The following is a 21,325-nucleotide window of genomic DNA, read 5'->3' as shown; positions in this document are numbered from 1 at the left end:
GGACTGTTCCTCATTGCCTTTTCTTTATCCTTGTAATTCTTTTTTGATGTTCTCTGTTAATGTAGCCATGCGCTTGCGGCTTTCTTCACGCTCACGTTTATTTTGCTCTTCAATTTGTTGTGTTTCTTGCATACCTCTTGAAATAATGTTCCAAGTTTCCTCAAGTGTTTCCATCTTAATACTAGAAGAACCTGATAATCTCGCTACTTCCACACTTTGAGTTGCGATATTTTGTGCATTTTTCTTAAGTAATTCATTTGTACGGCGATCAAGTTCAGCCATAGAGTCCGCAACAAGCTTTTGACGTTTCGCATTTACCGCTTGAATGATACCATTTTTAAAGATAGGAATCGTTGTAATAAATGCCGTATTGATTTTACCGATTAATTTATTGTTACCGCGTTGAATCATACGAATTTGTGGTGCTGTTAATAGAGCAACCATACGTGCTTTTTCTAAATCATCAATACGCTGTTCTAAAATTTCAACAGAGTTTTTAAGCGATTCTAATTCAATACCCGCTAACTGATCATTATTACGTATGCGCTCTTCGTACATCGGAACTAACTCTGTATTTAAACGCTCTAATAACATTTCCCCTGCTACTACGTATTTTTCTAAGTCTAAATAATACTTTAAGTTTTGCTCATATAAACCATCTAACGTACCAATTGATTTTTTCATTTCATCTTGATACTTCGTAATTTCTACGTATACTTTATCCATTTCGCGACCCATCGTCTGATACTTACTAAAGATTTGTTCAATCATTTTATCTGCTTTTTTGAACATACGTGAGAAGAAACCACTTTTCTCTTCCGCAAAGTCTTTACTATCAAATCTGTCCATAATTTTACCAAGCTGTTTTAATAATTCACCAGAGTCTTCTACTTTCGATAAAGACATTGTATGTAAAATTTGATCAGCGAAACGTGAAATTTCCATAGAAGGTTCTTTTCCGAGTTCTATTAATTCTAATTGATCTTTAATATCTACTGCGTTATAAATACGTTGCACTTCTGCATCTTGTCTAAGTTGCAAGCGAACATCTTGTGCGGTTTGCTCATTCAATTCTGTTTTCGAATCTAGTACGACTGGGTTATTCATATGGTATTCTCCCTTTCCTTATAAAAATGGACGAAATAGTCCTTTTATTGTTTGTGATAAATTTTTATAGGCTGATGAACCATGAAATTCAAGATCGAAATTAACTTCTTCAAGCCAATGTGAATCAAATGCTCCTGATTCAATATACGGTTCAATATCGTTTCTCCCCGTTGGATTAAAGTGGAATACATCTACTCCAATTTGATTTAAAAATAGTAATAACACAGCATCAGAACGACTTAATTCTCCGCTCTTCTCATTATTAAATATAACAATTTTCGGTACTTCTTGCGAATAATCAAATTTCTCAAGCTGCTCTAAAATGTTCGGTGGTATTTGAGAGAGTTGTGCGAAAACATACAGCGCTACATCTTGTTTCGTCTCTTTCGCAATTGGTTTACACATTTCACTTTCACACGTATGGATCATTGCTTCTGCAATACCATGTTGTAATCCTTCTGGTAAACGCTTATGCGGCCACCAATGGCTGTTCATAATTAAATCCGGATGTAACTTTCCCCCGCGGTCCAATGCATCTCGATAATGATATTGGAAATTCGCTTTTTGTTCTTTCGTAAACGGGAATGTATTAATTAATAAACTGTTATCAAATGATGTAACAGCCTTTAATCGCTGAAAATATTCTTTATCATTCTTTGAAACGCCGGATATTTTTGCAAATAAAGAAGGAATATAAATATGCTTATTTTCAACAAAGAATGTTGGGCGTACAAATGCCTTTTCTTTCGTAATTAAAAAGAGTTCATCGTACGTCGTTTTGAGCGTACGGGCTACAGGTGTATACGAACGGAATTGCCACGGTTTGTATAATAATGAATTATCGTGGTGAAGTACTTGCTCGATTTCTTTTGAAGCTTGATAAGCTACTGTTGCGACGCGTTCACGACGCCGATCAGGAAATGGTTCCAATGAAATACGGCCTGAATGAGATACGACAAAGGTCTTCCCTTCCTCATCTACACTCTCAAATCCATCTTTTCCTTCTGGGTGATAATAAAGCACATCACAGCCGAGCATAATAAGAAAGTATAAGAAATATATACGACTCTCCGTCGCATCACCGTACCAAACGATACGTGGCATTTGTTTCTTATAATTAATCGTAGAGAACCACTTCGCTACGTAATTTTCACTTAATTTAATCATATCGATTAAGAAACGCCGGAATCCTTCTGTTTTTAAAGATTGATTATGTTGTTTCTCATACAATTTCAATACAGAAATAAACGTCGTATGTATATAATGCTGTAAATCAGGATTGTCTACTTGCGGTAATAGTTGTTTTCCAGACAAATGTGCTACAAGCCTATTTACTGTAAGTCCATTCGGCGCTTCTTGATGTAATGCAAAAACTTCTTGAATATGGCGTAGTTTTTCGGGATCAATCACCTTATTTAAATTTTGTTCATGCAAAACTTCGATCCCTTTTGCTTCACTATAATCAAATAGTTCATTGAAATATTCATCTACATCATTCGGAACACCAAGAATGCGACTTGCTATATAACTAAATTTCATCTCATTCTCTGTCAGTTCATATTGTGGGCGTTTTTCTAAAAGCGCTTCAAATTGCTTTAAATCTGATTCTTCTTTTAATGCACATGGTTGAAGTGTAAAACGTGAAAACACAACAGTTCACCTCCAAAAACATTTACGTTTTTTATAAAGTCTCTCTTCTATTATAAACTATTTTTAGTTATAAAAAATGGGCGCTCGCATAACGAGCAAACCCATTTCAATTATTTATGTTCATTTTTAGTAGCTGCAACTTCTTCTTTAGCTTGTCCAGAATTCTTCATGTAGTGAAGTATAAATGTTGCTCCAAACGCTATAACTAAAATAATAAAGAACAGCGTATGACTTACTTCAATATGAATAACAGACAGTAGCATTTTTGCTGCAATAATTAAGATTAAAATATATGCTGTCGTTTCCAGTTCTGGAATACGTTCTAACAACTTTAAGAATACGCCAGCGATACCACGCATCATTAAAATACCGAGCATTCCGCCTAATAGTAAAATCCAAACTTCATTCGATACACCAAATGCAGCAAGTACACTATCTACAGAGAATGCGATATCCATTAATTCAACCATCGCAACTGTCCCCCAGAAGACACCGAACATTCTGAAGAGAATACTATTTTGGTTCATACCATGAGCTTCCTCTTCTTCTGCATTACCTTTTCTTTTATCAATGAAGTATTTAACTGAAAGCCAAGCTAAGTAAAGTGCACCTAACACTTTTACCCACCATAATTTAATTAAGAACATTCCGATTCCAATTGCAATAAAACGGAATACATAAGCTCCAATCAGTCCATAGAATAATGCTTTTTTTCGTTTTTCTTCTGGAAGATGTTTTACCATTACCGCTAGCACAAGTGCATTGTCAGCAGATAATAACCCTTCAAGTACAACAAGTGTACCTATTAACCCCCAAGATACTGGATCTTGTAACACTTTAATCCACATGTCCAAGTCGAAAAACTGAGCATACGTATCAAGGATTCCTTGCAAAATACTCATCTTACCTTTATCCCCTATTCTTTGCTAGATTTATAGAAAGGTCAAAAAAAGGAAACGAATGTCGTTTCCCTTCTTATGCATCCAAGCCATACGCTTTTACAAGCGCACCTAATCCACCTTGGAATCCGCTTCCTACTGCACTAAACTTCCACTGTCCATTATGACGATATAATTCACAAAAGACAACTGCTGTTTCAATGGAGAAATCTTCCCCTAAATCAAAACGAAGAACTTCTTCGTTTGTTTCTTCATTTGCTAAACGAACGAATGCATTTGCAACCTGTCCAAAGTTTTGATTACGGCCTTCACCATCATAAATTGTAACTGTAATAGCAATTTTATGAACATCTGCTGGAACCTTTTTCAAATCGACAACAAGTTGCTCATCATCACCGTCACCTGCACCTGTACGGTTATCTCCTGTATGTAAAACTGATTCACAAGGAGACTGTAAATTATTATAGAAAATAAAATCAGTTTCCTTCGTACATTTCCCGTTCGCATCTAATAAAAAGGCAGATGCATCTAAATCGAAATCAGATCCACCATCATAAGATTTAATATCCCATCCAAGACCAATTACTGCTCTTGATAAACCTGGGCTTGTTTTAGCTAAATCAATTTTCTGTCCTTTTTGCAATTGAATAACCATATATATTCACCTCTATATTTTAATTTTTAAAAATATATCCATCAGTAATTACGCGTTTCACTGATGGATATATAAATCTATTACTCTACATCTAAACCAAAGTTATTACATAGAGAACCTAATCCACCTTGGAATCCACTTCCGATTGCATTGAATTTCCATTCACCTGCGTGACGGTATAATTCGCTCACTACTACAGCTGTTTCAATAGAGAAATCTTCTCCTAAATCGTAACGAATTAATTCTGCATTCTTTTCTTCATCCATAATACGTACGAAAGAATTAGAAACTTGTCCGAAGTTTTGGCTGCGGCCTTCTCCATCATAAATTGTAATTGTGAAACAAATACGCTCAATGTTAGCAGGAACATTTTTTAAGTCTATTTTAATTGTTTCATCGTCGCCTTCACCTTCACCTGTACGGTTATCTCCTAAATGCTCTACAGCACCATTCGCACCTTTTGGATTATTATAGAAGACGAAATCCTCTGCACCTGAAACTTTACCGTTAGCACCTACTAAGAAGATACTAACATCTAAATCGAAATCATTTTGTCCGTCATAACGATTCGTATCCCAACCAAGTCCTACAAGAACTTTCGAAAGACCTGGATTTGTTTTTGTTAAGTCTACCTTTTGTCCTTTTTTCAATGAAATAGATGCCATATTATACTATTCCTCCTTGGTTTATTTTATTGGTAACGTGATACAATCTCACTTAAGTTTTTATCTTGTGTTCCTTCTCCCACTGCTGAAAACTTCCATTCGTTTCCGTGTCGGTACATTTCACCTGCAATTAAAGTCATTTTGCCAGCATAATTATCTGACAAGTTATAACGCGCTAATTCTTCACCTGTTTGTGGGTTTTGAATACGAATATATGCATTGCGAATCATCCCAAAGTCTTGACGACGATTTACACAGTCATAAATATTTACAACGAATACTAAACGATTAATACGGCTCGGAACTTTATGTAATTCTACGAAAATTGTTTCGTCGTCACCAGCGCCTTCACCTGTTAAATTATCTCCTGAATGAATAATACTACCACAAGTAGAAAGTTTGTTGCCGAAGTAAACTAGATCATTTTTGTTTAAAAAACGATCCCCTTCTAACATAACGACAGATGCATCACAATCTACACTTGGTTTACTTCCAAATAAAGAAGACAGAAACCCACCTGATTGCCCAATTGGATCCCAGCCTAAGCCAACCTGTAGTTTCGCTACTCTCGGTTGTCCTTTCGTTAAATCAATCTTTTGTCCTTTTTCTAAAATAATAGGCATGAAGTTTCTTCCTTTCTACAAAGCATTTTCCAACTCGGAAAACATTGTATTCTTCTCTTATATTGTAGCATTATTTATCTAATGAGAAAAAGGATAAATTCTCAATTATATGAAAACAGATACTATATTTATTTATACTGATGTAATAAGTGGTAAATAGAGCCAATCATTCCTGCACAATTACCGCTTTGCGCAAGTTTAATCTCACAATTACTATAAATCTCTTGATTTAAGTATGTTCCTATCTCTTCCTTCACTTCATTTAAGAAATCATCTCCTCTTTCAGTAATTCCCCCACCAATAATAATCATTTTCGGATTAAAAATATAAGCAAGATTGCTAATACCAATCGCCAAATGTTTAAAGAAAATCTTCACGGCTTGAGTAACACCGCTATCACCCTTATCATATAATTCGAAAATTGTTTTACCATCCCACTCCTTTTTACCTTTATATCTTCGTACAAGATGAATTAATCCAGAAATTGAGGCAACCTCCTCAAAAGTTTTCCCTTCTATTAACATGTTCCCCCATTCCCCAGCGCCAAACGAATGTCCACGGTATAACTCTCCATTTATAACAATTGCTCCACCAATGCCCGTTCCAAGCGTAAGCATAATAAAATCGCTTTCTCCCCTCCCTGTACCTTTCCATTTCTCGCCTAAGGCTGCACAATTAACATCATTTTCAATAGATACAGGAACTTTTAATACTTCTTGTAATCTCTCAACAATAGAAATATTAGCATAACGCGGAATATGATCCACACCTCCCGTTATAACTCCTTTATCAATATCAACAATTCCCGCTGTACTAATACCAATTCCGGAAATAGTATGTTCAGTCATTAACTTTTTTGATAAACATATAAGTTTTTGAACAATTTGTTCCCCGCCCAAGTGAATTTCTGTTGGGACCTTTTTATGTATTAGTACTACCCCTATTTCTGAAACAATTCCATATTTAATTTGCGTACCACCAATATCAAATGCAATATATTCTTTCATCCGTTGCCACTTCCTCTACTGTTATGAGTGTAAATTCTCCATCACTCTACTATTTGCAAGGAATTTACATTAACTCTTTTCTCCCTTTAGAAATACACCACCTTTTTCTATATATAGTTTTTTTTGCATAAAACTCTTTTTCCTATGAAATATTACAAAGGGGTGTATTTTAGATGGAACAATAATTTTTTCTTCAGGAGGAAAACAATGACAAAAATCTTCATTTTAGCATCAACACTTTCTTTATCCTTTTTTAGTGGCTTAAATATTGGTAATGCAGCAACTGAAAACTTCCATCCAATAACAAACGCTATTGTACATAATAACGATACTTTAGCAGAAGGTAATTCAAAAGATAATAATAAACCTCCAGGAAACAATGGTTCTCAGGACGATAGTGGTTCTGATGGCAACGGTTCTGGCGGCAATGGTTCTGGCGGCAGTGGTTCTGACGGCAACGGTTCTGACGGCAACGGTTCTGGCGGCAATGGTTCTGGTGGCAGTGGCTCTGGCGGCAATGGTTCTGGTGGCAGTGGTTCTGACGGCAACGGTTCTGGTGGCAGTGGTTCTGGCGGCAGTGGTTCTGACGGCAATGGTTCTGGTGGCAGTGGCTCTGGTGGCAACGGTTCTGGTGGCAGTGGTTCTGGCGGTAACGGCTCTGGTGGCAACGGTTCTGGTGGCAACGGTTCTGGTGGCAGTGGTTCTGGTGACAATGGCTCTGGTGGCAACGGTTCTGGTGGCAATGGTTCTGGCGGCAATGGTTCTGGTGGCAATGGCTCTGGTGGCAACGGTTCTGGTGGCAATGGTTCTGGCGGCAATGGTTCTGGTGGCAGTGGCTCCGGTGGCAATGGTTCTGGTGGCAATGGTTCTGGTGACAATGGCTCTGGTGGCAGCGGTTCTGGTGGCAATGGTTCTGGCGGCAATGGCTCTGGTGGCAACGGTTCTGGTGGCAATGATTCTGGCGGCAATGGTTCTGGTGGCAGTGGCTCCGGTGGCAATGGTTCTGGTGGCAGTGGCTCCGGTGGCAATGGTTCTGGTGGCAATGGTTCTGGTGGCAATGGTTCTGGTGGCAATGGTTCTGGTGGCAATGGTTCTGGTGGCAGTGGCTCTCAGGGCGGCAACCGTGTTAAAGGCGACAGCAGTTCTCAAGGTGGTAATGGCTCTCAGGGCGGCAACCGTGTTAAAGGCGATAGCGGCTCTCAAAGCGGTAACGCAAAAGATAATGCAACAAAACAAGGCAATAAATTGCCTAATACTGCAACGCATTATCCTGCATCTATTTTAATTGGGCTTTCAACATTCCTAATCGGTGTGTTACTATTTATTCGTCGTAAAAACGCAAAATAAAAACATCATCCTTCCATCTAAAAAATACATGAAACAAATTATAAAGTGAAACTTTAATCAGTGGGGGTTTTGTTCATCCCCCACTGATTATTAGCCTTCACCAATCGGGCTTTTACGGGCAGCAGGGCTCCCACCTAACTTCTTTGCTCCAGCCGAATTTTTGGGTGGGAGTTTTACTGACCGCAAATAGCGGGATAAAACTAAAAAGGACCTTGGATTGCATTTTATTATGCAATCCAAGGTCTTTTTTGTCATCTAGCAGAAAGAGTATTAATACGCTTTTCCCCAATACACCATCTGCTTCGCTTTTTTACTACAGCAAATACATTCGTCAGCTAAACTTTCTTGTTCGAACGGAATACAACGTGAAGATACTCCAACTGCTTCTTTTAGTTTTTCTTCACAAGCTAGTTCTCCGCACCACATCGCTTTAATAAAACCTTGCTTTTCATCAGCCGCTTTTTTCATCTCTTCGAAATTCGTCACACTATAAGTACTCTCATCTCTAAATACTTTTGCTTTATTAAATAAAGAATGATGAATCTCCTCAAGTAGTGCTGGAATGCGTTCTTCTAATTGATCCATTGTTATAAACTCTTTTTCTTTCGTATCTCTTCTTACAAGTACGACTTGATTCTTTTCAATATCCTTTGGACCAACTTCCAATCGTATTGGAATCCCCTTCATTTCATACTCATTAAATTTCCAGCCAGGTGTTTTATTGCTAGCATCTATTTTTACACGTGCAACCTTCTGAATACGTCCTTGCAACTCTGTTGCTTTTTCTAACACACCTTCTTTGTGCTGAGCAATAGGAACGATAACAACTTGTACTGGAGCGACTTCCGGTGGCATTACAAGTCCATTATTATCGCTATGAACCATAATAAGTCCACCTATCATTCTTGTTGATACACCCCAAGATGTTTGATGTACGTATTGCCATTTACCGTTACGGTCTAAAAACTTAATATCAAATGCTTCAGAGAAATTCGTTCCAAAATTATGAGATGTTCCTGTTTGAAGCGCTTTTCCGTCATGCATTAAACTTTCAATCGTATAAGTCGCCTTCGCTCCTGCAAACTTTTCTTTTTCTGTTTTTTGCCCTTTAATAACCGGAATCGCTAAATACTCTTCACAAAAAGCAGCATATAAATTTAAAATATTTAATGTTTCAATTTGAGATTCTTCTGCCGTTTCATGAATCGTATGACCTTCTTGCCATAAAAATTCAGTTGTACGAAGGAATGGTCTCGTCGTTTTTTCCCAACGAACTACTGAACACCACTGGTTATATAACTTTGGTAAATCATTATATGAGTGAACAATTTTTGAAAAATGCTCACAGAATAGAGTTTCAGATGTAGGGCGTATACAAAGCCTTTCCGCCAATTTCTCATCTCCGCCATGAGTAACCCATGCTACTTCAGGAGCAAATCCTTCAACATGATCTTTCTCTTTTTGTAATAAACTCTCTGGAATAAACATTGGCATGTACACATTTTCATGACCAGATTCTTTTAATTTTTCATCCATCACTTTCTGCATATTTTCCCATAATGCATAACCGTATGGACGTAAAATCATACAACCTTTCACACTTGAATAATCAACAAGCTCCGCTTTTTTTACAATATCGGTATACCACTGAGCAAAGTCTTCTTCCATCTTCGTAATGGCTTGTACTTGTTCTTTTACCATATTCATTCTTCCTCCTTTAGAAAATAGAAAAAGCCCGCGTCCCCAAATAGGGACCGAGCTTTGTCGGCGTTACCACCCTGATTCATACACAAAAAAATTGAGTATGCTCTCTTTTTGATAACGGGAATTTCCCGCTGCATATGCAGAACTCAAAGGTAGGTTCCATATCGCCTTTTAAGAATCTTCCAGCCAAAAGGATTCTCTCTCTGCAAAAAGGTAAGACATGTACTATTCCTTTTTCATCGTTATAACAAAATAAATTTGTTGAATATCATAATATAAATTTTATTTCAAAACAAGAGCCAATTTTCTTATTTTTATACATTATTTTCAATTATCACTGTTTTATACGTAACTTTTCCGAACTATTTTTACAAGTTGATGAGCAACCATACCAATTAGTGTACCAATTAAAACGAAGAAACAAATAAATCCGTATCCCATTCCTTCCCAACCACCAATAGCGATCATTGTTACAGGAAAGAAAGCTAAACAAAGAAGTACTAAACTAAGTGCAAATATAATATCAAACTGTTTGTCTGGAAAACGTTTCTTTAGTAAATATGACATAAAAAATACAAGGAGAACGGTGACTCCACCAATGATGTAAAAGATACCAAATCCATCTAGCCAATCCATAGTATTCCCTCCTTCCATTCATTCCCTTATACTTATTATATGTTTAATTTTTCTGAAAATAAATAACAAAATTTTATTCAAAAATATATTTTTATTACCAGGTATTAATAGTAATATATAAGAATAGGTTTTATATAATCAGGAGGGAAACTTTATGGATAAAGCATTAACAAATCGCGTCATTATTTTATCTTTTGACTGCTTATCAGCTTTAGATTTTCCTATATTACAAAAACTACCTAATTTCCAAACTTTAATAAAAAGGGGCGCGATTGCGAAAAAAGTGGAGCCAATTTATCCTTCTGTAACATATCCAAGCCACTCAACAATCGTAACCGGTAATTATCCTAATAAGCATGGCGTTGTCAGCAATACATTACTTCAACCAGGACGTGAGTCACCAGATTGGCATTGGTACCGAAAGTCCATTAACGGGACAACTTTATATGATGAAGCACGCAAAGCAAATTTAACGACAGCAGCCCTTCTATGGCCTGTTACTGGAAGAGCAAATATCGATTACAATTTACCAGAAATTTTTCCAAATAGACCGTGGCAAAATCAAATTTTAGTTTCATTATTTAGCGGTAGCCCGCTATATCAATTAGATTTAAATCGTCGTTTCGGCCATATACGAAATGGATTGTCACAGCCTGAGCTTGATGATTTCGTCCTTGCTTCTGCCGTACATACAATCCATACGAAAAAGCCTAATGTTATGTTTGTACATTTTACTGATTTAGATACTCAAAGACATTACCATGGCTTCGAGTCCGAGGAAACAGTAGCTGCAATCCATAGACACGACGAACGCCTTGGAAAAATTATTCACGCATTAAAAGAAAGCGGGATATACGAAGAAAGTACAATTATTGCACTTGGCGACCATAGCGCTTTAAGTGAAAACAAAGCCATTCAATTAAATGTACTATTTCATCAAAAAGGGCTTATATCTATAAATTCAAAAGGAAAATTAGTAGATTGGAAGGTCTATTGCCAAAGTTGCGACGGCTCTGCCTATGTATATGTGAAGGACAAGAATGATACGGATACAATTCGAAAAATACAACTACTACTTGAAGAACTACTTCAAAATAAACAAAACGGAATTGAATTTATACTTCATGATGAAGCTGCAAAAGACTGCGGTGCAGATGGTAACTGTTTATTTATGTTAGAAGCACAAGAGGGATATTATTTCACTGAAAACTATACAGGAGATTTTATAAAAGAAATTACTGAAAAAGATGTTACGCCTAGTAAAAAATATACATTTGGTACGCATGGATACTCTCCAACAAAACCTAACTATGAAACAATTTTTATGGCTGCTGGGAAAGGCATTCAAAGCGGCGTTACAATTCCGTATATGAGACTGATTGATGAAGGTCCGACTATCGCTAGGTTACTCGGTTTGCACTTAGGTGAAACAGACGGCGCAATTGTAGAGGATTTACTTCAATTGTAAAGAACTGTGTATATATGTAAAAGTTATGTAAAAATCATCACTGTTTCTCTTTTTATAATTTTTATTTTTGTACACTGTTAGTAGAACAAATTTAAGGGGGAACATTATATGAGAAAAATGTCCAGACAAGAAAAAAGCTGGATATTGTACGATTGGGCGAACTCGGTATATTCGCTCGTCATTACAACTGCATTATTTCCAATTTACTTTAAAGCAGCTGCAAAAGAAGCTGGACTATCTGGCGCAACTTCAACAGCCTATTGGGGATATGCAAACTCGTTCGCTACACTTTTAATTTCTATACTCGCTCCTATTCTCGGCACAGTTGCTGATTATAAGGGATTTAAAAAACGATTTTTCACATTCTTCTTTGGACTCGGTATCGTATTTACAAGTATGCTAGCAATTGTTCCAACATCTCAGTGGTACTTATTACTAGGATGCTATATGCTCGCATTAGTTGGCTTTGCTGGAGCAAATATTTTTTATGATGCATTTCTAGTAGATGTTACCTCTGGAGATAGAATGGACCGAATTTCTACGCGAGGTTTTGCATTAGGTTACATTGGGAGCACAATTCCTTTTATCGGTTGTATTGCTCTTATTATTCTTGCTCAAAAAGGAACTATCCCCTTATCAGTCGGAATTGCTAGTCAAATTTCCTTTGCAATAACAGCTCTTTGGTGGGGACTATTTACGATACCAATGCTAAAAAATGTAGAGCAAACACACTATATTGAACGTCATCCAAGACCAATTGCAATGAGCTTCAAGCGCCTTGCTAATACGTTTAAAAATATTAAAGAATATAAAACTGTATTTATGTTCCTAATAGCTTACTTTTTCTACATTGATGGGGTAGATACAATTATCACTATGTCTACTGCTTACGGAACAGATCTCGGTATTAGTGCAACCAATCTATTAATCATCTTATTTGTAACACAAATTGTCGCTTGTCCATTTGCTTTATTATATGGAAAACTATCGGAAACATTTACCGGTAAAAAAATGCTATATGTCGGCATTATCATTTATATCATTATTTGCACATATGCTTATTTCTTAAAAACGACGTTTGATTTCTGGATTTTAGCAATGTTAGTTGCTACTTCTCAGGGCGGGATTCAAGCACTTAGCCGTTCTTATTTCGCAAAACTAGTACCGAAAGAATCTGCAAATGAATTCTTCGGATTTTATAATATCTTTGGTAAATTCGCGGCAATTATGGGTCCGGTATTAGTTGGTGTCACAACACAATTAACAGGAAAAACAAACGCTGGTGTCCTTAGTATTATTGTCTTATTTATTATCGGTGGATTCTTATTAACTAGAGTACCCGAAAATGATACGTCCGTTACACCACCTAATCCGAAAACTAAAACAATATAAGAAAAAGATCCCCTTCACACAAGAAGGGGATCTTTTTCTTATATTTTTAACGATAACGCCCCACAATTAAAAACTCTAAAGCTTGTACAAAAATAGTTTATCGACAGTTGTTCCTAATACTTCTGCTAACCGGAATGCTAGTGCTAAGCTTGGATTATATTTATTATTCTCAATTGCATTTATCGTCTGTCTTGATACGTTACACTTATCCGCTAATGCACCTTGTGAAATATTATTTGCAGTGCGCAATTCATAGATTTGATTTTTCACACCGTTTCTCCTAACCTGTAAAATTATTTTTACAACATCAGTATATAGTTGGTACATTTCATTGTCAAAAGATTGCCATAGAAAAAGGGAACAGTTCTGCCCCCTTACAATAGCTATTTCGAAACCAATGAATTCGTCATTTCCTCTCGATTAACAACATCTTCTTTCTTTATTTGCATACGTAAAACCGGACCTATTGCTAATAAAATAAGTGACATCGCTATACAAAACACAATAACTAGTGACGTCATTTCCTTCAATCCTCCAGCTAGTGAAGTTCCAATTAGCATTGCACCCATAAACAGTGGTAAAATTGTCCCATTTACCCTTCCAATCATATTTTCTGGTACAAGTTGAATCATAAGCGTACCGACAACGATATTGACACAGGCTAAACAAATACCTGTTCCAAATCTCATGAAACTAGTAATCCAAAATGATGTAGATAACCCTTCTACTAAAAATGACATCGCTAATATGCTCATACCGAATACAAACATCTTTTTCGGATTCACTTTTGAAGCGAAAACTGCAGCAACAATACCACCAATTAACATACCGATTCCATCAGCTGCAGCTAAATATTGAACGGCTTCTTTTTCCATTCCAAGCCGTTCTATTACAAGAAACACTTCTAATGGATTCGTTAGTCCAACAGCTAACCCCATAATGGTGAAAGTGATCGTAATCATACGTAAATTTTTCGTATGAAGAACGTATTTCCAACCTTCTTTTATATCATTTTTTAATGAACCTCTCGCCACCTGCTCTTGTTCCACCCATTTTGGTAAAAATGAAAGAGCGATAGCAGATAACAAAAATAAAATAATTAAGCTATATAGTGACGTAAATAAACCAAGTTGTGTGTACACAAGCGATCCTACCACTGGTCCAAAAATCATAAATAGCGACTGTAATGTTTGATTAAATGCAATCGCATTTGCTACCTGTTCTTCTTTTACATAGCGTTTAAATATACGCGAAGATGATGGCTGAGAAAACTGACCTATAATCGCGGAAATGAGTGTTGCAAAAAATATAGCCTGCCAATAATCCAGCTTTAGCAACAAGACAATTCCTATAATAGATAGTACGCTTAATACATCCCCAGCAACCATCGTTCTTTTCGGATTCCAGCGATCAGCTAGCGCCCCACCGATAAACGAGAAAATAAAAATAGGTGCATATTCCATAACCGATAACAAAGAAACTGAAACTGGATCATTATTCGTTCGCTCCATTATGAAATACAAAAGAGCCATATTTCTGATCCAAATTGCAAATTGTTGTAAAATATCAGATGCCATAACGAGCATAAATGCTCGGTTTTTAAATAAAGCGTTCATTTTCATTCTCCTTTCATAAACCGACCGTTCGGTCTAATTTATTTTGTAAGAAAAGCAACTGACCTATTATTCAGCTGCCATTCCTTTTAACAATACATCTATTGCCTTTTTATAAATACGTTTCAGCTCTTTATAATCTAACTCGTAGTAAAGTACTCCAAGCCCCGATAATAATCCATTCACAATATACATAAGATCACGCGTATCATCTTCTTGAAACTCTCCAGACTGTATACCTGCTTCAATTAATTTCTCAACCATAACATATGATTCTCTAGTTAAAGCTAACAGTTCATCCAGAATTTCTTTACTTACAACTTGGCTCATAGAGAATTCCTCTATTGCATTTGAAATGGGTTGCTGTATGTCCTCTACATAATATTCCGCGAGACCATATAGTTTTTCAGTACTAGTACTATACAACTTCTCTTTTTCATTCCATTTTTCAAGCCAATCATACGTATGCTGTTTCACTACAAATAAAAATAATTCTTCTTTACTTTTAAAGTGATAATAAATGCTTCCTTTACTTCTCTCTGTAATTTCACAAATCTCTTCCATAGATGTAGCTGCATAGCCCTTCTGTGAAAACAGACTTTCTGCTTTATAGGCAATTTCTTTCTTTATCTCTTCTGCGCTTCTTCTCATATTCACACCTCTTTAAACCGACCGTTCAGTCTAATAATAACAAATAAAAAACCTCTATCGCAAGAGGCTATACTCCTTATTTAAGAAAACGTACTTTCAAACCACATTCGAATCATATGTATTATTCCAAATTTAAATCCTCATTTAGTAAGAAATACGGTTCCCTTTTCATTTCCCCTAGCATGTTAAAAATATTTAATCAAACGTTTGTTTAACTGTTTTTATGCATATGTAAGCCAACTAATCAAACGTTTGTTTAAAAAGAAATACGCCCCCTATAAGGCGTATTCTCATCAATCACCGCCGCCTCCACCACCGCAGCTACCTCCACTATCTCCACCAAAAGAACCTCCGCAATCATGTGAACCGCCATCGTGCGAGCTATCATTATCCGATCCAGCAAAGAAAAATAATGGTGATGAGCTGTTGGATGAATTATGAATGTTATTTTGTTTTGTAAGATTTACCTTCTTTTTGTTTGATCGAACTGCTGTTACGATCGTTCCAACTACAACAAATAATAGTATGACAATAATAAATTCCATATAAAAGCCTCCCTTAATCTTCGAATAATTGAATGGTTCTCTCTAAATTTTCAAGTGAAATGAAGCGCGATTCACGAAGGATCTCTTTTCCATTATAAAATAATAAAACTGTTGGCCCTGTAAATACTGCATATCGCCCCGCAATCTCTTGCATGTCTTGTAGTAATATTTCTACTTTCTCTACGTAATCATAATTCTCTAATACGCAATTTACTTTTCTTAACATAACATCACAAACACCACAATTTTCCGTTTTAATAAACAGCAGTACTAATTGTTGTCCTTCAATATATGTCGCTAATTCTTCTATCGTTTCAAATGTATTCATCTTATCCCTCTTAGCGTAATTTACGAAATACTTTACCCTGATACATACGAAAAGCTGAACTATCTTTAATCTTTCTCTTTTCCATTACCTGCTGAAAACGCAGCGTTTTTGCTGTTAACTCTTCTTGTAATTCTTTTCTCTCTACTTCATCATAACAGCACGCAATTAAGTCTTCTATTTTTAATATATCTTTTTGTAGTTCCATTTCTGGTGGAATCATACCTGCATTTTTCAAGATTTTATAACTCATTCTAAGTTCTGTAGGTACCATTGAAAAGTCTTCTAATTGTAGTGGTTTTCCTTTCCCCGGAATATGATCGAGATCACCATTCCGTATTGCTTGTCGAATTTTTTCTTCAGCAATGCTCAAAAAGACATCCACACCATTCGCTCCTTTACATATTTTTACTATTATTTTACATGATATTTTCTCATCTTGCTACGCTATTACAAATTGCCTTTATACAATTTTTTCTCAAATTTAATTACAAGGAGCCTTTTCCTCCCTAATCAATATTTTATTTTCATGTGTAGTCTGTATTAGAGCCATTTAATATTGAGAAAATCTTTGTGAATCAAATAAAGCGTTTACACCAAATCTTGTATTTGCTACGATTTAATCACCCCCCAGCTCCCTTGTATAGACCTCGTGATGTCTGATCATTTTTATCTAGACGTTTCATACGTCTAGATTCACTTTGGTTTATTGGCGCATGCCTTTAAATATATCTTTTATTTTGAAAGGAGAACTGACTATGAGATCAAAAAAATTCACGCTACTATTACTATCCCTACTACTTTTCTTACCTCTTTTTCTCACAAACTTTATTACTCCAAATTTCGCATTAGCAGATTCACCAAAGCAAGGTCAAAAAATTGTTGGGTATTTTCCTTCATGGGGCGTTTACGGACGTAATTATCAAGTTGCAGACATTGATGCATCAAAGCTAACTCATTTAAACTATGCTTTCGCTGATATTTGCTGGAATGGAAAACATGGAAACCCTTCTACTCACCCCGATAATCCAAATAAACAAACGTGGAACTGTAAAGAATCTGGTGTACCACTGCAAAATAAAGAGGTCCCTAATGGCACTCTCGTACTCGGTGAACCATGGGCTGATGTCACAAAATCTTATCCGGGATCGGGTACAACTTGGGAAGATTGTGATAAATATGCCCGCTGTGGAAATTTCGGAGAACTGAAACGATTAAAAGCTAAGTATCCTCACTTAAAAACAATTATTTCAGTTGGTGGCTGGACTTGGTCTAACCGCTTTTCTGATATGGCCGCTGATGAAAAAACAAGAAAAGTATTCGCTGAATCTACAGTAGCTTTTCTTCGCGAATATGGATTTGACGGCGTTGATTTAGACTGGGAATACCCGGGTGTTGAAACGATTCCTGGTGGTAGTTATCGTCCTGAAGATAAACAAAACTTCACCCTTCTGCTTCAAGATGTTCGAAATGCATTAACGAAAGCTGGTGCAGAAGATGGTAAACAATATTTACTAACAATCGCGTCAGGTGCAAGCCAACGTTATGCGGATCATACAGAGCTAAAGAAGATTTCTCAAATACTGGATTGGATTAATATTATGACATACGATTTCCACGGTGGATGGGAAGCTACTTCTAACCATAATGCTGCACTATACAAAGATCCAAATGACCCCGCAGCGGATACGAAATTTTACGTAGATGGTGCGATAGACATTTATACAAATGAAGGGGTTCCAGCGGATAAACTCGTATTAGGTGTACCTTTTTACGGACGTGGATGGAAAAGTTGCGGAAAAGAAAATAATGGGCAATACCAACCTTGTAAACCAGGTAGTGACGGAAAGCTCGCTTCTAAAGGTACTTGGGATGATTATTCTACCGGTGACACAGGTGTGTACGATTATGGTGATTTAGCATCTAATTATGTGAATAAAAATGGTTTTGTTCGCGGATGGAACGATGTAGCGAAAGTACCTTATTTATATAATGCGACTACAGGAACCTTTATTAGCTATGATGACAATGAATCTATGAAATATAAAACAGACTATATAAAGACAAAGGGTTTAAGTGGCGCAATGTTTTGGGAACTAAGCGGGGATTGCCGTACAAGTCCAAAATATAGTTGCAGTGGACCAAAATTACTTGATACGCTAGTAAAAGAATTACTTGGTGGACCTATTACTCAAAAAGATACTGAACCACCAACAAACGTAAAAAATATTGCTGTTACAAATAAAAATTCAAACTCAGTTCAATTAAACTGGACTGCATCTACTGATAACGTAGGCGTTACTGAATATGAAATTACTGCCGGAGAAGAGAAGTGGAGTACAACAACAAATAGCATTACAATTAAAAACTTGAAACCTAATACAGAATACACATTTTCAGTATTAGCAAAAGATGCTGCTGGTAACAAATCACAACCTACTTCTATTCTTATAAAAACAGATGATGCTAACACAACACCTCCTGGTGGAAATGGCAATGCTACCTTTTCAGTCACTTCAAATTGGGGAAGTGGTTACAACTTCTCAATTATAATTAAAAATAGCGGAACGACCCCTATTAAAAACTGGAAATTAGAATTTGATTATAACGGCAATTTAACACAAGTTTGGGATTCTAAAATTAGTAGTAAAATAAATAATCATTACGTAATTACGAATGCAGGATGGAATGGTGAAATTCCTCCTGGTGGATCAGTTACAATCGGAGGGGCAGGAACAGGCAATCCCGCCGAACTTGTAAATGCATCCATTAACGAAAACTAAACGTAACCTCCATTAATTATTTCACTAAAGTTTGAATTTAGGTTTGAGTGCTCTATCCTAAATTCAAACTTTTAATTTTATGAAAAATCACAATTCATATTATAATAACCTATTATAATTATATTTAGTTTCTAATATGAAGTTCGCGTGAAGTTCATCTGAATTTTACATGAATTTCCTTTAAGTTCTATTGTCTTCCCATACTAATCACATTATCCTTTACATATAGGAATCATTTCCATTCCATTTCAAACTATCTGTATATATAAAAAAAGATAGTAGCCTATTAGGGAAAGGCATCTAGTATTATTATAAATATAACCAAAGAAAAAGAACTCTTATGGTGCGCTTATAAGCGCACCATAAGAGTTCTTTTTCATACAATTCTCATTTGAGAGTTCTCGAAAATCATGTTAATCACAAAGAAGAGGCATTAGCTCATAAAAGCTAATGCCTTTTCTTTGTGATTATTGTTAAACGTTCCATTTTTCGATATTCCATATTTTCGTTATCCATGCTTCATAGAAAGAGGGCTCATGTGAAACAATTAAAACTGTACCTTTATATTGTTTTAACGCTTCCTGTAAATCCGTCTTAGTCTCTGTATCCAAATGGTTAGTTGGTTCATCTAAAATTAAAACATTGCTTTTAGTTACGATAAGTTCGCATAATCGTACTTTTGTTTGTTCTCCTCCACTTAATAACTGGATAGGTTTTAATACATGTTCTTCTTTCAATCCGCACTTTGCTAATGCTTGTCGGATTTCTTTTCTTGTCATATCTGGTCTCCCTGCCCATACTCTTTCTAGTGCAGTTATTTCTGAGGAAAATTCCTCTTGTGCAAAATAAGCGGGTTTTACTCGTTCCCCAACAGAAACTGAGCCGCCTAACGGTTTTATTTGTCCTAGTAATGTTTTTAACATTGTTGTTTTTCCAATCCCATTATGACCAATAATCGCAATCTTTTCCCCTTTTTTCACTTGAAAATCCAATTCCGGAAATAACGGTTCACCATAACCAATTTTCAGTTTCTCTACCTGTAATATACGACTCACTGGCTCAGTATAAACATTAAAATCAAAACGGGCGCGAGGTACATCGTTAACCTTTTCAACCTTTTTCATTTTCTCTAATACTTTTTCACGACTTTTCGCTTGTTTCGCTTTACGAATTTTATTTTTTTGAATAAAACCCTCTAAATGTGCAATTTCTTTTTGTTGTTTCGCATACGCCACTTGTAATTGTTTCCTTTGTAATTGATAACTTTGCAAAAAGGTTTCATAATCTCCCGCATAGCGCTTAACCTTTCGTTCTTCTAGATGATAAATAACATTCGTAATATTGTTCAAAAATATTTCATCATGCGAAATGATAATATAAGCTTTTTCATACATTTGTAAATATGATTGCAACCATTCTATATGTGCTGTATCTAAATAGTTAGTTGGCTCATCTAATAATAAAACATCCGCTTTTTCTAAAAGGAGTTTCCCAAGTAACAACTTTGTCCGCTGACCACCACTTAACTTTGAAACATCCTTTTCCAATCCTATTTCAAACAAGCCTAAGCCTGTTGCTACTTCCTCAATTTCTGTATGAATTTGATAAAAATTAGAATTCTCCAATATAGTTTGTAACTCTCCATACCTTACTAACAATTTCGCTACTTCTCCTGCTCCAGCCATCTCTTCTGTAAGTTTTAACATGTCACGTTCCAACTCATACAGGTTAGAAAACGCACTTTGCAAGTATTCTTCAATTGTTATGCCTTCTTGTAAATCTATATGCTGTTGCAAAAAGCCAATCTTCACATGTGGAAACCATTCAATTTTTCCATCATCATGTATAAGTTCTCCTGTTAACAAGCGTAATAATGTTGATTTTCCAATTCCATTTTTCCCTACTAGCCCAACATGTTCTCCCTTTAATAATCGAAAGCACGTATTATTTAAAATGGTTTTCTCACCATATGAATGACTTACATTTTCTACTGTTAATATACTCATCTTTTCTCTCTCCTTTTCTTATGATCCATAAGCTAAATAGAGAGAACAACAGTATAAAGCCTTATTTAGTTATACATATAAAAATGGGTAAGGTGAATACACCTTACCCATTACATATTATCGTAAGAAAGGATTAAGGTTCTTTACCTGCTGTCTTCAATTTAGCTTCATCTTTAAAAATGGGCAGACCTCTCCCGTATCAAGCTAAAACCATTTGAAGAACAGTTGATAAAGTCATTTTATCCTTTC

The 21,325-nt window shown here is 36.0% G+C and carries 20 protein-coding genes and 1 other annotated feature; of the genes, 4 read left to right on the top strand and 16 right to left on the bottom strand.

The annotated features are described in order from the left end of the window. Positions 1–24 precede the first annotated feature (24 nt). From QCI77_RS02360 to QCI77_RS02330, 7 genes are all read right to left on the bottom strand, one after another. Complete coding sequence (locus tag QCI77_RS02360; protein WP_002029585.1) at positions 25–1,107, bottom strand: toxic anion resistance protein; 1,083 nt, start codon at positions 1,105–1,107, stop codon at positions 25–27. Between the two features lie 18 nt (positions 1,108–1,125). Further along, on the bottom strand, positions 1,126–2,757 hold the full coding sequence (locus QCI77_RS02355; RefSeq protein WP_289402971.1) for a YceG family protein: 1,632 nt from the start codon (positions 2,755–2,757) through the stop codon (positions 1,126–1,128). Positions 2,758–2,867: 110 nt separating this feature from the next. Next, positions 2,868–3,659, bottom strand: coding sequence for a TerC family protein (locus QCI77_RS02350; RefSeq protein ID WP_002169235.1), 792 nt, complete (start codon positions 3,657–3,659; stop codon positions 2,868–2,870). 73 nt (positions 3,660–3,732) lie between these two features. After that, positions 3,733–4,311: a TerD family protein gene (locus QCI77_RS02345; RefSeq protein WP_002091197.1), complete on the bottom strand. Its 579-nt coding sequence runs from the start codon at positions 4,309–4,311 to the stop codon at positions 3,733–3,735. Between the two features lie 80 nt (positions 4,312–4,391). After that, complete coding sequence (locus QCI77_RS02340) at positions 4,392–4,976, bottom strand: TerD family protein (RefSeq protein ID WP_002010225.1); 585 nt, start codon at positions 4,974–4,976, stop codon at positions 4,392–4,394. A 26-nt stretch (positions 4,977–5,002) separates the two neighbouring features. After that, positions 5,003–5,599 (bottom strand): TerD family protein, encoded by a 597-nt coding sequence (locus QCI77_RS02335; protein WP_002091200.1) that lies wholly within the window; start codon positions 5,597–5,599, stop codon positions 5,003–5,005. Between the two features lie 128 nt (positions 5,600–5,727). Then, positions 5,728–6,606, bottom strand: a complete 879-nt coding sequence (locus QCI77_RS02330) for an ROK family protein (RefSeq protein WP_002140255.1) — start codon at positions 6,604–6,606, stop codon at positions 5,728–5,730. A 207-nt stretch (positions 6,607–6,813) separates the two neighbouring features. Here QCI77_RS02330 and QCI77_RS02325 point away from each other — a divergent pair, with 207 nt between their 5' ends. Continuing rightward, positions 6,814–7,953, top strand: a complete 1,140-nt coding sequence (locus tag QCI77_RS02325) for a cell wall anchor protein (protein WP_353825752.1) — start codon at positions 6,814–6,816, stop codon at positions 7,951–7,953. Between the two features lie 270 nt (positions 7,954–8,223). On the opposite strand, the gene proS is transcribed toward QCI77_RS02325, so the two are convergent. Then, positions 8,224–9,654: a proline--tRNA ligase gene (proS, locus tag QCI77_RS02320; RefSeq protein WP_113770364.1), complete on the bottom strand. Its 1,431-nt coding sequence runs from the start codon at positions 9,652–9,654 to the stop codon at positions 8,224–8,226. 45 nt (positions 9,655–9,699) lie between these two features. Next, positions 9,700–9,906 (bottom strand) — a binding site (T-box leader). Between the two features lie 93 nt (positions 9,907–9,999). After that, positions 10,000–10,293: a YesK-like family protein gene (locus QCI77_RS02315; RefSeq protein WP_002124993.1), complete on the bottom strand. Its 294-nt coding sequence runs from the start codon at positions 10,291–10,293 to the stop codon at positions 10,000–10,002. 154 nt (positions 10,294–10,447) lie between these two features. On the opposite strand from QCI77_RS02315, the gene QCI77_RS02310 reads away from it, so the two are divergent. Both QCI77_RS02310 and QCI77_RS02305 read left to right on the top strand, forming a co-directional pair. Beyond that, positions 10,448–11,761, top strand: coding sequence for an alkaline phosphatase family protein (locus tag QCI77_RS02310; RefSeq protein ID WP_113770363.1), 1,314 nt, complete (start codon positions 10,448–10,450; stop codon positions 11,759–11,761). A gap of 108 nt (positions 11,762–11,869) precedes the next feature. Beyond that, positions 11,870–13,153 carry an MFS transporter gene (locus QCI77_RS02305; protein WP_113770362.1) on the top strand — a complete coding sequence of 428 codons (1,284 nt, stop codon included), beginning with the start codon at positions 11,870–11,872 and terminating at the stop codon, positions 13,151–13,153. Positions 13,154–13,228: 75 nt separating this feature from the next. On the opposite strand, the gene QCI77_RS02300 is transcribed toward QCI77_RS02305, so the two are convergent. The 6 genes from QCI77_RS02300 to QCI77_RS02270 form a co-directional block, all read right to left on the bottom strand. Further along, positions 13,229–13,480, bottom strand: coding sequence for a helix-turn-helix transcriptional regulator (locus QCI77_RS02300; protein ID WP_080784653.1), 252 nt, complete (start codon positions 13,478–13,480; stop codon positions 13,229–13,231). A gap of 56 nt (positions 13,481–13,536) precedes the next feature. After that, positions 13,537–14,769, bottom strand: coding sequence for an MFS transporter (locus QCI77_RS02295; protein WP_113770361.1), 1,233 nt, complete (start codon positions 14,767–14,769; stop codon positions 13,537–13,539). A gap of 66 nt (positions 14,770–14,835) precedes the next feature. Continuing rightward, positions 14,836–15,417 carry a TetR/AcrR family transcriptional regulator gene (locus tag QCI77_RS02290; protein WP_002124986.1) on the bottom strand — a complete coding sequence of 194 codons (582 nt, stop codon included), beginning with the start codon at positions 15,415–15,417 and terminating at the stop codon, positions 14,836–14,838. 293 nt (positions 15,418–15,710) lie between these two features. Next, on the bottom strand, positions 15,711–15,962 hold the full coding sequence (locus QCI77_RS02280) for a hypothetical protein (RefSeq protein ID WP_000394370.1): 252 nt from the start codon (positions 15,960–15,962) through the stop codon (positions 15,711–15,713). A 13-nt stretch (positions 15,963–15,975) separates the two neighbouring features. Continuing rightward, on the bottom strand, positions 15,976–16,290 hold the full coding sequence (locus QCI77_RS02275; RefSeq protein WP_002063639.1) for a thioredoxin family protein: 315 nt from the start codon (positions 16,288–16,290) through the stop codon (positions 15,976–15,978). A gap of 10 nt (positions 16,291–16,300) precedes the next feature. Next, entirely contained in the window at positions 16,301–16,672 is a 372-nt protein-coding gene (locus tag QCI77_RS02270; protein ID WP_113770360.1) for a DnaJ family domain-containing protein, read from the bottom strand. A gap of 373 nt (positions 16,673–17,045) precedes the next feature. Here QCI77_RS02270 and QCI77_RS02265 point away from each other — a divergent pair, with 373 nt between their 5' ends. Further along, complete coding sequence (locus tag QCI77_RS02265; protein ID WP_063218575.1) at positions 17,046–19,070, top strand: glycosyl hydrolase family 18 protein; 2,025 nt, start codon at positions 17,046–17,048, stop codon at positions 19,068–19,070. A gap of 473 nt (positions 19,071–19,543) precedes the next feature. Here QCI77_RS02265 and QCI77_RS02260 read toward each other — a convergent pair whose 3' ends face one another. After that, positions 19,544–21,076, bottom strand: a complete 1,533-nt coding sequence (locus QCI77_RS02260) for an ABC-F family ATP-binding cassette domain-containing protein (protein ID WP_113770358.1) — start codon at positions 21,074–21,076, stop codon at positions 19,544–19,546. Positions 21,077–21,325: the final 249 nt, after the last annotated feature.

Source organism: Bacillus cereus group sp. MG9 (assembly GCF_040459995.1).
Taxonomy (GTDB): domain Bacteria; phylum Bacillota; class Bacilli; order Bacillales; family Bacillaceae_G; genus Bacillus_A; species Bacillus_A mycoides.
Note: the sequence above shows the minus strand (reverse complement) of the source record. Positions and strands in the feature narration are given on the sequence as shown.

Bases quoted from the DNA above. Each gene is read 5' to 3' on its own strand.
- QCI77_RS02360 (WP_002029585.1), bottom strand. From the start codon at position 1,107: ATGAATAACCCAGTCGTACTAGATTCGAAAACAGAATTGAATGAGCAA.
- QCI77_RS02350 (WP_002169235.1), bottom strand. From the start codon at position 3,659: ATGAGTATTTTGCAAGGAATCCTTGATACGTATGCTCAGTTTTTCGAC.
- QCI77_RS02345 (WP_002091197.1), bottom strand. From the start codon at position 4,311: ATGGTTATTCAATTGCAAAAAGGACAGAAAATTGATTTAGCTAAAACA.
- QCI77_RS02340 (WP_002010225.1), bottom strand. From the start codon at position 4,976: ATGGCATCTATTTCATTGAAAAAAGGACAAAAGGTAGACTTAACAAAA.
- QCI77_RS02335 (WP_002091200.1), bottom strand. From the start codon at position 5,599: ATGCCTATTATTTTAGAAAAAGGACAAAAGATTGATTTAACGAAAGGA.
- QCI77_RS02330 (WP_002140255.1), bottom strand. From the start codon at position 6,606: ATGAAAGAATATATTGCATTTGATATTGGTGGTACGCAAATTAAATAT.
- QCI77_RS02325 (WP_353825752.1), top strand. From the start codon at position 6,814: ATGACAAAAATCTTCATTTTAGCATCAACACTTTCTTTATCCTTTTTT.
- proS (WP_113770364.1), bottom strand. From the start codon at position 9,654: ATGGTAAAAGAACAAGTACAAGCCATTACGAAGATGGAAGAAGACTTT.
- QCI77_RS02315 (WP_002124993.1), bottom strand. From the start codon at position 10,293: ATGGATTGGCTAGATGGATTTGGTATCTTTTACATCATTGGTGGAGTC.
- QCI77_RS02310 (WP_113770363.1), top strand. From the start codon at position 10,448: ATGGATAAAGCATTAACAAATCGCGTCATTATTTTATCTTTTGACTGC.
- QCI77_RS02305 (WP_113770362.1), top strand. From the start codon at position 11,870: ATGAGAAAAATGTCCAGACAAGAAAAAAGCTGGATATTGTACGATTGG.
- QCI77_RS02300 (WP_080784653.1), bottom strand. From the start codon at position 13,480: ATGTACCAACTATATACTGATGTTGTAAAAATAATTTTACAGGTTAGG.
- QCI77_RS02295 (WP_113770361.1), bottom strand. From the start codon at position 14,769: ATGAACGCTTTATTTAAAAACCGAGCATTTATGCTCGTTATGGCATCT.
- QCI77_RS02290 (WP_002124986.1), bottom strand. From the start codon at position 15,417: ATGAGAAGAAGCGCAGAAGAGATAAAGAAAGAAATTGCCTATAAAGCA.
- QCI77_RS02280 (WP_000394370.1), bottom strand. From the start codon at position 15,962: ATGGAATTTATTATTGTCATACTATTATTTGTTGTAGTTGGAACGATC.
- QCI77_RS02275 (WP_002063639.1), bottom strand. From the start codon at position 16,290: ATGAATACATTTGAAACGATAGAAGAATTAGCGACATATATTGAAGGA.
- QCI77_RS02265 (WP_063218575.1), top strand. From the start codon at position 17,046: ATGAGATCAAAAAAATTCACGCTACTATTACTATCCCTACTACTTTTC.
- QCI77_RS02260 (WP_113770358.1), bottom strand. From the start codon at position 21,076: ATGAGTATATTAACAGTAGAAAATGTAAGTCATTCATATGGTGAGAAA.